Source organism: Caulobacter hibisci, from assembly GCF_016135805.1.
In the GTDB taxonomy this organism is placed as follows: Bacteria; Pseudomonadota; Alphaproteobacteria; order Caulobacterales; family Caulobacteraceae; genus Caulobacter; species Caulobacter hibisci.
Genome location: NZ_JADWOX010000004.1, coordinates 286,735 through 299,766 on the forward strand (window position 1 = coordinate 286,735; position 13,032 = coordinate 299,766).

Annotated in this window: 1 protein-coding gene and 1 pseudogene; both read right to left on the reverse strand. The window is 72.9% G+C overall.

Annotation, left to right across the window (positions count from 1 at the left end):
* Positions 1-2: 2 nt before the first annotated feature.
* Positions 3-12,224, reverse strand: a complete 12,222-nt coding sequence (locus I4Q42_RS08955; RefSeq protein WP_198575722.1) for an autotransporter outer membrane beta-barrel domain-containing protein — start codon at positions 12,222-12,224, stop codon at positions 3-5.
* Between the two features lie 221 nt (positions 12,225-12,445).
* Positions 12,446-13,032: pseudogene (locus I4Q42_RS08960) on the reverse strand (hypothetical protein); the annotation flags it as partial.

Sequence of the window (13,032 nt, forward strand, 5' to 3'; positions counted from 1 at the left end):
TCCTAGAAGCGGACCCGAAGGTTCAGGCCGGCCGACTGGCTCTGGGTGCGATCGCCGAACTCGCCGGTGTAGTTGAACCGCACGGCCACCTTGTCGTCGCCGATCAGGTGGACGTCCGCGCCGACCCGATAGGCCGTCTTGTCCATCACCGTGCCGATCTTGGCCGGATCCGAAGCCGGATTGGCGCCGGCCAGGCGGAACGGCATCTCGAGCCGGTCGGTCGAGTTGGCCACTACGCCGAGCGTCAGCGACACCGCGCCCTGGCTCTTCTGGGTTTCCTTGAACACGAAGCCCAGGGTGACCTCGGGATTGATCCCGGCCAGGACCTGGGTGTGCGAGACGCCGTTGACGCCCAAGCCTTCGACCCCGGTCTCGGAGAAGCGCTGCTGGTGCAGGCCCGTCGCCCAGACGTTGACGGCCGGCCGCACGAACAGGCGGCCGTTCTCGATCACATAGGCGAAGCGGCCGTCGGCGCGGACATAGCCGCTTTCCGGTTCGGCCTCGCCGCGGCCCGAGGTGAAGACGTCCACGCTGCGCGCGGTCTCCATCCACTGCCAGCCGCCCGACAGCGAGAAGGCCATCTCGGCGCCGGTGTCGGAGCGCCGCTTGACGCCAGCGCCGGCGGTGAAGCCCTGGCCGCTGGAACGGGCCCGCATGCCGTCGACCAGCACGCTGTCCAGTCGCTCGAAGCCGACACCGGCCGCCAGCGACCAGTCGCCCGCCAGGGGCTGCTCGAAACCGCCGCTGAGACGACCGCCCTCTGACTTCGTGCCGAACACCTCGGCGTCGGCCTTGCCCTTGGTCGAGGCCGTCTCGATCGAGGCCCACGAGCACTTGCCGTCCAGACTGCGGGTCGGCTGGGCGCAGCTGAACAGCTTCTGCGAGAAGCTGTTCGAGGTGGCCAGCTGGCTGCGCAGCGGCGCCAGGTAGGGCTCGGGGCTGAGGTTGCGGAAGATCGTGGCGTACGCCGCCTCCTGGCCGGTCTGCAGGTTGCCGATCAGCGCCATCAGGCGGCCGATGCCGCTGGAGTCGCCCAGCGAGATGGCCGAGTTCATGTGCTTGCCCAGCGCCTGGCCGTTCCGATTCAGGAAGCCCTGGTCGAAGTGGCTGGTGAAGGCCAGCTGGACCGCCGTCGGGGTGGTCTCGATCCGGTAGTCCATCGCCAGGGTGTCGGTGATCTTCAGCCCGGCGTCGGTGGCCTTGCCGCCGGTGGCGAACAGGGTCACCGGCTTGCTGTTCTCCAGCCAGGTCAGAACCACGTCGCCCGTGCCGGCCACGGTCGCATCGCCGGTGACGTTGACCCGATCCGAAGCATAGGGACCGTAGGCGACGTCGAAGGCCAGGTGGCCGGTCGCGGTCTGCTCGAAGTGACCGTCCAGGGCCACGGTGTTGATTACCCGCGCGCCGTACAGCGGATTGGTCGCCGGATCGCTCGCGGCGTCCAGATTGCCGAACGCTTCGCCCTTGAGCAGGTCGATCGGCACGCGCGAGGCGCTGAGCCCCATCTGGAAGTCCCCGCTGTTGGTGAAGGTCGCGGCCGAGCCCGCGGCGGCCGTCGAGACGCCCTGGGCCGAGACCATGACCTCGTCGTCCGACAGGCCGTGGACGCCCGTCGCATCGCGCAGGTCGATCGTGTGATAGGCCACGAAGGTCGCGCCGGCGTTGTTGGCGAAGCTGTTGGTCCCGAAGCCCAGATCGATGTCGCCGATGACGACGCCGCTGTTGCGCACGGTCTCGTCGCCGTCAGTGGCGTCGATGGCCTTGCCCGAGATCGCCGAGATCAGGCCTGAGGTGGTGACCAGGTTCTTGGCCCCGCCGTCGATCTTCAGGCCGACGCCGGTTTCCGAGCCGCCGCGCACCGCGCCGTCGAGCACCACGCGGATGTCGCCTGCCCCGTCCTTGCCCAGGCCCACATCTCCCAAACTTTGGGCGAAGATCGCCGAAGCGTCCTTGCCGAGCGCCAGGATCGCGTCGGACAGGTTGAGGGTGATCGCCCCGCCGCTGCCGGCGCCGCCGGCCGAGCCGGCGAAGACGCCGTCGACCCAGCCGCCGCCGCCGCCCAGGGTCTGGGCCACGACGCCGTTCGCGCCCTCGCCCTTGGTCAGCAGACCGCCGGACTGGGTGAAGCTGATGTCGCCGCCGTCGCCGGTGTTGGCCTTGGACAGGGTCACGCCGCTGGCGCCGGACGCGCCGAACACCGCGCCGCCGCCGCCGCCGATCGATTGCAGGAACACGCCGTGGGCGCTCTTGCCCGTGGTCGCGACCGCGCCGTCGTGACTCAGCAGGATGTCGCCGCCGGCACCCTTGGCGCCGCCGGTTCCACCCAGGGCCAGGGTGCTGGAGACCACGCCCGACAGGGTCGTGATCCCGCCGCCCGCGCCGACCGACTGCGCGACCAGGCCCGAGGCGTAGTCGCCATAGGTGGCCACCTCGCCGATGAAGCCGGCCTTGACGATCCCGCCGTCCAGGCCCGAACCGCCGACCGAACCGAGGCTGATCGCCGGCTTGGTGGTCGCCGCGCCCTGCCCCGTCAGGTCCAGCGAGCCGAGGCCGCCGCCTCCGCCCAGACTTTGCAGGATCGCGCCCGCCGCCATCTGGCCGGTGGTGGCGATCGACCCGGTCTGGGTACGGTTCACCGCCCCGCCGATCTCGTCAACGCCACTCGAGCCGCTCAGCGCCAGTTCCACAGCGCCGACGCTGGCGCCGCCCGGCGTGCCCAGGTCGATGATGGCTCGACCGCCGCCGCCGCCGACCGACTGGTCCAGCACGCCGGGGGTATTGTTGCCATTGGTCAGGACGTCGCCGACCAGGGTGCTGGTCAACGTTCCACCAGCGTTGCCGACGCCGTCCTGTCCGCCCAGCGCAACATCGACATGCATCGGCGCATCATCGGTCTCGGCCGCGGCCTCATCGCCCGCGAAGCCCAGATCGATGCGCATCACGCCGCCGCCGCCGCCGATCGCCTGGTTGAAGGCGCCGACGCCGTTGTCGCCGGCCACGCCCACGGCGCCGGTGGTGATGATCTCTACGGCCGCGGCGTTCATGTCCTTGACGCCCTGGGCGCCGGCCCGCGCGGCCAGGCGCGGATCGGTCGTGACCTTGCCGGTCTTGTCGAGATAGGGGATGCCGATCTTGCCGCGCAGGCTCGACATGTCCAGCTTCAGCGTGCCGCCGCCGCCGTTGATGCTCTGGCCGACAACGGCCTGGGAGCCCTCGCCCAGCACGGTGATGTCGCCCGACTGGATGACGGTGACCTTGCCGCCCTGGCCGCCCGTGCCGCCGCCGACCGCGCCCATCAAAAGGTTCAGGGCGCCGGTGACCAGCAGGCTCTTCCTGTCGCCGACCAGCGACAGGGCGACGCCCGCATTGCCGCCGCCGCCGCCGATCGACTGAGCCAGGATGCCGTTGGCGTTGGCGCCGCGAGTGACGATCGAGCCGATGTTCTCGACCCGCACCGTGCCGCCGTCGCCGCCGTCGCCGCCCGCCCCGCCGACCGAGATCAGGGGCTTGGTGGTGTCCTGGGCCATCGAGACCAGGGCCGCCAGCACCACGCCGCCGTTGCCGCCGCCGCCGCCGATCGACTGGGCCAGGACGCCGTGGGCGCCGTCGCCGCTGGTGTCGATCAGGCCGTGGTTCTCGACCGTGACCGCGCCGCCGATATTGCCCGTGCCGCCCGCGCCGCCGACGTTGAGGGCCGCCACGGTGCTGCCGTCGCCAGACTTGACCGTCGAGATCGAGCGGATCGACGTGCCGTTGCCGCCGCCGCCGCCGATCGACTGGGCGAAGACGCCGTAGGAATCGACGCCCTCGGTGACGATCCTGCCGCTGTTGGCGACGCCCGAGACCGGGCGGTTGATCACCAGGACATCGCCGCCCTTGCCGCCGTCCCCGCCGAGGCCGCCGACGTTGAGGGTGGCGCGGAAGGTCGTGTTCTCCTTGGTGTCGACCGTCAGGGTGTTGGTGATGACGCCAGCGTTGCCGCCGCCGCCGCCGATGCTGTTGGCCGAGACGCCCGAGGCGTAGTCGCCCTGGGTCCAGATATAGCCTTCGTTGGTGACGGTGACCGCGCCGCCCAGCGCGCCCGTGCCGCCCGAGCCGCCCACATTGATCGCCGCGGCCGTCTTGTCGCTGCCCGCGTCGCTGCTGGAGGTGACCACGGCGCCGCCGACCCCGCCGCCGCCGCCGATCGACTGGGCCAGCACGCCGTTGGAATAGTCGCCCGCGGTGACGATCGTGCCGCTGTTGGCGACAGTCACGACGCCGCCCCAGGCGGCGTCGCCGCCGCTGCCGCCGACGCCGATCGCCAGGGTCGCGGACACCGCGCCCTCGTCTTCCTTGGCCACCTTGGTCTTGGACTTGATGATGGCCGCGCCGCCGGAGCCGCCGCCGCCGCCGACCGACTGGGCGAAGATGCCGTCGGAGCGGTCGCCGCCGGTAACGATCAGGCCCGACTGGGTGACCGTCACCTCGCCGCCCTTGGCGCCCGTGCCGCCGTCGCCGCCCAGCAGCAGCTTGGCCGCCGAGGTGGTGTCGATATTGGTGGCCACCATGCCGCCGGCGCCGCCGCCGCCGCCGATCGACTGGGCGAAGACCCCGCGCGACTCATCGCCGGTCGTGACGATAGCCGCGTCGCTGGTGACCGTGACCTTGCCGCCGGTCGCGCCGGAGCCACCCTTCAGGCCGACCGACAGGCTGGCGTTGTAGGTGCGCTCTTCCTTGTCGCCGCCGGTGCGGGTCTGGGCCCCGATCGACCGCGTGCCGCTCTTGCCGCCGCCGCCGCCGATCGACTGGGCGAAGACGCCGTTGGAGCTGTCGCCCGTGGTGCTCAGCAGGCCGCTGACGTCGACGATGACCTCGCCGCCCGCGCCGCCGGAGCCACCCTCCTGGCCAATGCCCACGGTGACCTTGTTGCTGGCGCCCAGCGCGAAGACCGAATTCATCGCGGTGTTGCCGCCGCCGCCGCCGATCGACTGGGCGACGATGGCGTCGGAATCCTCGCCCTTGGTGACGATCACGCCGTTCTGGCGCACGTCGACCTTGCCGCCGGTCCCGCCCGAGGTGGGATCGCCGCCGATCGCCAGGCCCACGGCCGTGGTCTTCTCGACCTTGCCGAGGCCGACATTGAAATTGGCGTTGCCGCCGCCGCCGCCGATCGACTGGGCCACCAAGCCGTCGGAATCCGCGCCGTCGGTGCGGATGTCGCCGTTGTTGATGACCTTGACCGTGTCGCCGATGCCCGCCGAGCCGCCGTTGCCGCCGACCGCGAAGACCGCCGCCACGCTGGGAACCGAGGCGTCCTCTTCCTTGGCGCCCGACTTGGCGTAGACCAGGGTGGCGTTGATGCCGGCGTTGCCGCCGCCGCCGCCGATCGACTGGGCCACCAGGCCGTCGGAGTCGTCGCCGAAGGTCCAGACGGTTCCGGCATAGACGTCCGGATCCAGGGCGTCGCCGCGGACCACGGTGACCAGGCCGCCATCGCCGCCGGCTCCGCCCGTGCCGCCGACCCCGGCCCCCAGCGGGCTGCCGGCCTTGGCCGCCACCGCCGTGACGTTGATCCCGCCCGAGCCACCGCCGCCGCCGATCGACTGGACCAGCACGCCGGTCGCACCGCCGGTGTATTGGACGGACTCCAGGATCGTCTGGCCCTGGGCGTTGGTCCCGACCTGGCCGTTGACGACGATCTCGCCGTTGCTGGTCAGCTTGACGTCGCCCGCGTCGGCGCCGGTCCCGCCCAGGCCGCCGATGCCGATGGCCATCGAGTAGCCGCGGTCGTTTGTGCTGCCGTTGCTGGCCGCGGCCGCGACGTTCAGCCCGCCGTCGCCGCCGCCGCCGGCGATCGACTGGACCAGCACGCCGATGGCCTCGACGCCCTCGACCAGCACCTGGCCGGTCTGGACGACCGTGACGTCATTGCTGATGTTGCCCGCGCCGCCGAAGCCGCCCAGGCCGAAGGCCAGGGCCGGCTCCTTGGTGGTTGAGGCGCCCTTGATACCGGCCGCGATGTTAATGCCGCCAGACCCGCCGCCGCCGCCGATCGACTGGACCGAAAGCCCGCGCGAACGATCGCCGTTGGCGTAGAGGTCGGCGTCGACATCGGCCAGCACCACGCCGCCCATGCCGCCGTCGGCGCCGAAGCCGCCGATGCCGACCGTGGCCGAGCCGTTCATGGCCAGGCCGCCGGCGATATTGATGCCGCCAGAGCCGCCGCCGCCGCCCACGCTCTGGATCAGGACAGCGGTCTCGCCGTCGCCGGCCGCGACCATCTGCGCCCGATCGGCGCTGAGGCCGTTGCTGATCGACACCGTGACGTCGCCCGCGTCGCCGCCGCCGCCGCCGAAGCCGCCGATGCCGAAGGTGGCCTGCCGGCTCTTGCCCGCAGACGAGCTGACCGCGATGTCGCCCGAGACGTTGATGCCGCCGTCGCCGCCGCCGCCGCCGACCGACTGGACGATGACGCCGCTGGCGCCGCCTTCCCGCTTGACGCCGACCTGCACGCCGCCCTCGTCGTAGACAGCGGTCGTGACCACGTCGCCGCGCGCCACGACGCTGCCTTCGATAGTGGCGTTGACCGCGCCGGCCTTCTGGCCAGTGCCGCCCTTGCCGCCGATGCCCACGGCCACGCCCAGGGCGCTGCCGCCGGTGCTGCCCGAGATCGTGCCCGAGACGTTGATGCCGCCCACGCCGCCGCCGCCGCCGATCGACTGGACGACGATGCCGTCCGAATTGGCGCCGCTGGTATAGGTGTCGCCTTTGCGCACCAGGGTCACGGACTCCGCCGTGCCGCCGCCGCCACCCGAACCGCCCAGCCCGACGCTGACGCCCAGCGTGCCTTCGGACGACAGCGCGACCGCGCCCGAAATGTTCATGCCGCCGCTGCCGCCGCCGCCGCCGACCGACTGGATCAGCAGGCCGATGGCGTCGTCGCCGTCGGTGCTGACCTCGCCGGTGACGCTGGCCTCGACCACCCCGGCCGCGCCGCCCAGGCCGCCGGCCCCGCCGACGCCCACGGCGACCGCGCCCGACGAGCCGCCCTTGCCCAGGCTCAGGCCGCCGCTGATGTTGAAGCCGCCCGAACCGCCGCCGCCGCCGATGCTCTGGACGACGATCGCGCCGGACTTGTCGCCCTGGGTGGAGACGTCGCTGACGATGGTGGCGGTCACGCCGCCGGCCACGGCTCCGCCGCCGCCACCGCCGCCCGCGCCGCCGACGCCGACCATGGTCACGCCGGAGCTGCTGCTGCCCGAGAGGCCGCCGCTGACGTTGAAGCCGCCGGTGCCGCCGCCGCCACCGACGCTTTGCAGCAGGATGGCCTCGGACTCGTCGCCGTAGGTGGCGACGCCGCCGGTGATGGTGGCGTCGACCTTGCCGGCCGCGCCGCCGCCGCCGCCCGAGCCGCCGACGCCGACGCTGACCACGCCGGAGATGTTGCTAGCGGCCGAAATGCCGCCGCTGACGTTGAAGGCCCCGTTGCCGCCGCCGCCGCCGATGCTCTGGGCGACGACGCCGCGCGAGCTGTCCTTGGTGGTGATCGCCAGGAAGATGTTGCCGCTGGTTCCCGCGGCCGCGCCGCTGGCGGCGTTGAGGGTGACCTTGTCGGACTGGCTGCCGCCGCCGCCCGAGCCGCCCACGCCGACGCTGACCGCGCCCGCGCCCTTGCCGGCCAGGGCGATGCTGCCGGAGACGTTGAAGCCGCCGTCGCCGCCGCCGCCGCCCAGGCTCTGGGCGACGATGGCGTCGCTGTCATAGCCGGCCGCGATGATCTCGCCGATGACGTCGAGGCTCACCGCCCCGGACGCGCCGCCTGTGCCGCCCGCCCCGCCGACCCCGACGCTGACCGCGCCGGAGCCCGTGCCGGAAGCCGCCAGGGTTCCGGAGATGTTGAAGCCGCCGCTGCCGCCGCCGCCGCCGATCGACTGGGCGACCACGGCGTCGGACTTGACGCCGTCGGTGGCGACGTCGCCGATCACAGTCGCGCCGACGCGTCGGCCGATACCGCCCGTGCCGCCGGCCCCGCCGACGCCGACGCTGACCGCGCCGCCGCCCGTGCCGGCCAGGGTCACGGCGCCGGAGATGTTGACGCCGCCCGAACCGCCGCCACCGCCCACGCTCTGGGCCAGGAAGCCGCCCGACTGGTCGCCGCGCGTGGTGATGTCATGCGCCAGGGCGTCGACCTCGCTGGCGTTGCCGCCGCCGCCGCCCGAACCGCCGACCCCGACGCTGATCGCGCCCGCGCCGGTATTGGCCAGGGCGACCGCGCCCGAGACGTTGAAGCCGCCGGAGCCGCCGCCGCCGCCGATCGACTGGGCGACCACGCCGGCCGAGCCGTCGCCCCAGGTGTCGACCGAGCCGTTGACGGTCGCGTCGACGGTCTCGCCCAGCAGCGGATCGCCGGCGTTGCCGCCCAGGCCGCCCGCGCCGCCGACGCCCACGGCGATCGCGCCCGAGCCCGTGCCGGCCGCCGACAAGGCGCCGGAAATGTTGAAACCGCCGCTGCCGCCGCCGCCGCCGACCGACTGGGCCAGGAAGCCCGTCGATTGGTCGCCCACGGTGAGGATGCTCTGCGCCTCGGCGGTGACGCCCTTGGCGTGGCCGCCGCCGCCGCCCGAACCGCCCACGCCGACGGCGATCGCGCCGCTGCCCGTGCCGCCCAGGCCGATCGCGCCCGAGACGCTGAAGCCGCCGCTGCCGCCACCGCCGCCGATCGACTGAACGGTCACACCGTTCGACTGGTCCTGCAGGGTGACGACGCTGGAGCCGGCCTTGCCGGTGACGTTGCCGGCGTCGCCGCCGCCGCCGCCCGAACCGCCCACGCCGACGCTGATCGCGCCCGCGCCGGTGCTGCCCGCGCCGATCCCGCCGGCGATGGTGAAGCCGCCAGAACCGCCCCCGCCGCCGACGCTCTGCACCAGCAGGCCGCCCGACTGCACGCCGTCGGTCAGGATCGCGCCGTCGGCCGTGCCCTTGACCGTGTTCGCATCGCCGCCGCCGCCGCCGGAACCGCCGACGCCGACGCCGACGGCCAGGGCGCCGGTCCCCATCGCCAGGGAGCCGGCCACCGAAAAGCCGCCCGAGCCGCCGCCGCCGCCCAGGGACTGGATCGTCACCGCGGTCGAACGGTCACCATAGGTGGTCACCGGACCGCCGACGTAGCCGGTGACCTGGCCGCCGTCGCCGCCGTCGCCGCCATTGCCGCCGACGCCCGCACTCAAAGCCCCGCCGACGCCCGCCGAGGCCGCCAGCGCGCCAGCGATGGCGAAACCGCCGCCGCCGCCGCCGCCGCCCACCGACTGGATCAGCGCGCCGCCGGAATCGTCCTGCTTGGTGAGGATCGAGCCGTCGAAGCTGGTATCGACCAGCAGGCCGTCGCCGCCCTTGCCGCCCGAGCCGCCGATGCCGACCGAGGCCGAAGCCGAAGCCGCGCCGGCCGCTGCGCCGGCGAAGGTCAGGGCGAAGCCGCCCGTGCCGCCGCCGCCGCCCACCGACTGGGCCACGAGGCCGGTCGAGAACCGGCCGTCGGTCTGGATGGAGCCGCCGGAATCGATGTCGACCACGCCGCCGTCGCCGCCGGCCCCGCCCGTGCCGCCGATGCCGATGGCGAAGGCGGCCGCGGCGGTCTCGCCGGCCGCGAAGCTGAAGGACATGGCGAAGCCGCCGGCCCCGCCGCCGCCGCCCACCGACTGGGCGAAGATCCCTTCGGCGCTTTCGCCGCTGGTGATGATATCGACGTCGCCGTCGATGGTGACCAGGCCGCTGGCGCCGCCGGCCGCGCCGTCGCCGCCCAGGGCGATGCTGGCGCCGACGCCATAGCCGACGCTGGTCTGGGCCGCGAAGCCGCCCGCGCCGCCGCCGCCGCCCACCGACTGGGCGAAGATCCCGCGCGCGCGGTCGCCACCGGTCTTGATCAGCGGATTGACGGTAACGGTCTGGCCGTTCTGGACCACCGTGGTCGGGGTAAGGTTGACGGTGACGTCGCCGCCGGTCCCGCCGCTGTCGCCCTGGCCGCCGATGGCCACGCCGGCGAACAGGCTGACCGAGGTGGCCGAGCCGCCGCTGCCGCCGCCGCCGCCAACCGACTGGGCGAAGATGCCGTGCGAGTCGTTGCCAGTGGTCTCGATGCGGCCGCCGTGGGTGACCGTGACCAGGCCGGAATCGCCGCCGGTCTTGCCGTCGCCGCCGATGGTCAGGAAGACGCCGCCGGACGAGCCACCGTCGCCGCCGCCGCCGCCCACGCTCTGGGCCTGGATGCCGCTGGCCTTGGCCCCGTGGGTGGTGATGTCGCCGGTGTTGATCACCGTCACGGCCTTGCCGTCGCTGGCCGCGCCGCCCTTGCCGCCGATCGCCGCCAGGGCCCCGGCGTCGCCGCCCGTGCCGCCGCCGCCGCCCACCGACTGGGCGAAGATCCCGCGCGCCAGGTCGGCGCCGGTCTCGATCGATCCGGCGTTCTCGACCCAGACCACCCCGCCGTCGCCGCCCGAACCGCCGCCGGAGCCGAGAGCCACCAACCCGGCGGCCGAGCCGCCGACGCCGCCGCCGCCGCCGATCGACTGGGCCAGGATGCCGCTGGCGCCCTTGCCCAGGGTGACGATCCTGGAGCCTTGCTTGGCCTTCACCGTCACGGCGCCGCCGTTGCCGCCCGAGCCGCCGTTGGCGGTGCCCAGACTGACCAGCGACCCGGTCGAACCGGACGCCCCACCCGAACCGCCGACCGACTGGGCGAAGATGCCGTAGGCGTCGACGCCTTCGGTGCCGATGGAGCCGCTGTTCTCGACCCAGACCAGGCCGCCGTCGCCGCCAACGCTGCCCGCGCCGGGATCGGCCACGATGCCGTAGCTGGAACCGCCGCCGCCGGCGCCGCCGCCCAGGCTCTGGGCCTGGATGCCGGCCGACTTCTCGCCCTTCGTGTAGATGTCGCCACTGTTATAGACATAGACCGCGCCGGCCTGGGCCGCCGCGCCGCCAGCCCCGCCGCCCGAGGCGATATAGCCCTTGCCCCCGGCGCCGCCGGTTCCGGCCCGGCTTTGGGCGAAGATGCCCTGGGCTTCCTTACCCGAGGTCGAGATCTCGACGTCGGTGTGGAGGATGACCGTGCCGCCCTTGCCGGCCATACCGCCCGAAGCGCCGGGGACGTTGACGCCCCAGCCATCGCCGCCCTTGCCGCCATTGCCGCCGTAGCTGGAGGCGACGATGCCGGGCAGGCCGTCGGAGACGCTGGTGATCGGGCCCTTGCTGGCGTCGATGGTCTCGTTGATGTCCGGCCCATTCTGGCCGTTGCCGCCGGAGCCGGCGTTCTTGCCGACGGTCAGGCAGCCCAGGAAGCCGAAGCAGATGCGGACGCCGCCGCCGGCGCTGCCGCCCTTGCCGCTATCGCCGACCTTTACGTAGGACAGCGTCCGGACGTCATCGACGGCCGGGGTGTAGCTCAGTCCGCCACCGGCCACCAAGCCGCCCGAGGAGTCCGCGGCCTTGTCCGAGGCCGAGGTGACCAGGTTCAGCGTGTATTCGACGTTGGTGGCGGTGTCCTTGACCTTCACGCTGGTGATCGGGCCGGACGACGGGATGACGGCGCTGACCTTGTAGGTCTTGTTGGCGGCGGGCGCCGGATCCGGATCGCTGGGATCGGCCTTCACCGTCTCGGTGACACCGAAGTCGCCGGCCTGGAAGGTGTCGCCGACCGTGGTGGCGATGACGATCAGGTGGCCTTCCTTGGTGCGGACGACACCGCCGTTGACGATCGCCTCCACGGTTTCGGTGGCGCCGGTCTGGGGATTGGTGATCGAACCGCCGACGCTGTAGGTCGGGATCGCCGCGCGGACCGGGCCAGGCGACATGACGGCCGTCGACAGGGTGGCCGCGGCGGCGACCATAGCGGCCACGCGCCGCAAATCGCGGGTCAGGCGGCGGCCCTCGGCAGTGCGGACCTTGTCGGCCTTGCGCGCGCGTCGCGACACGGGGCCGGGCGTGGAAACCAGCGGTTCGGCGACGGACGGCGCCTCGTCGACGGGCGAGGCCACCTGGGCGTCGAGACGGGCGGCGAGCTGGCGGAAGGCCAGCACCAGGGCCAGGGCCGTGGAATCATTCCGCGGCGACAGCAGGTCGGCGATCTCGGCGATCTGGATGCGAAGGGAGGCGCGGTCGGCACGCGACAGCGAACCATCGCCCGCGCTGGCCTCCAGGCGCACCAACAGCGTCGCGATATGCGCGTAAAGAGCCTTGCCGCTCGCCATTGAAGTTCCCCCAAACCCCGGCGCTGGACATGGTTCACAACCACATGCCAGCCCCGCCATCATAGCGCAGCTATCCCTAGAGTTACATTTTATTGCCGAACAGCGCATTCACCCTGTCGGTGATATTTCACCATGATTGCGCAGGACTTGCGAAAGACACGCGACGCAGGAGTTTGAGCGCCGTTTTCGCCTGCCAAGTCTGCGGCGCCTGGCGCGGCGCGCTATCCGATGTTGCGGCCGTCGAGGATCGCCGGCGCGGGGATACGCTCGGCGTCCGGCCTCGCGAGCGTCTCGATCAGGCGGCGCGCCGCTTGCAGGTCGGCCGTGGCGAATCCTTCGGTGAAGGCGTCGCAGAGGGTCGCCAGCTCGGCGGCGATCTCGAGGCGACGATCGGCCTCCAAGAGCAGTCGCGCCAGAGCGGTGACGGCCCGCAGTTCCCAGGCCCGCGCCCCTTGTCGCCGGCTCCAGTCGACGGCGTCGCGCAGCAGCGCCTCGAGCTCGCCGACGTCGCCGCCCAGGGCGAGACGGGCCGCCGCCTTGATGCGCAGCAATTCGGGCATGAACAGCAGCTCGCCATCGCGGCGGCACTGGTCGATGGCCGCGTCCAGCAGGTCCAGGGCTTCGCTCGCGCGCCCGTCGAGAAGCAGGCCTTCGGCCAGGGCGGTAGAGAACGGCGTCGTCAGCAGCTCGTAGCGAGCGGCATGCAGCCGGGCCAGGCTCTCCTCGATCCAGGCGAGGGCCTCCCCGCCCTGCCCACGGGCGATGGCCAGCTCCCCGCGAAAACCGCCCGAGGCGGCGACATAGGGAC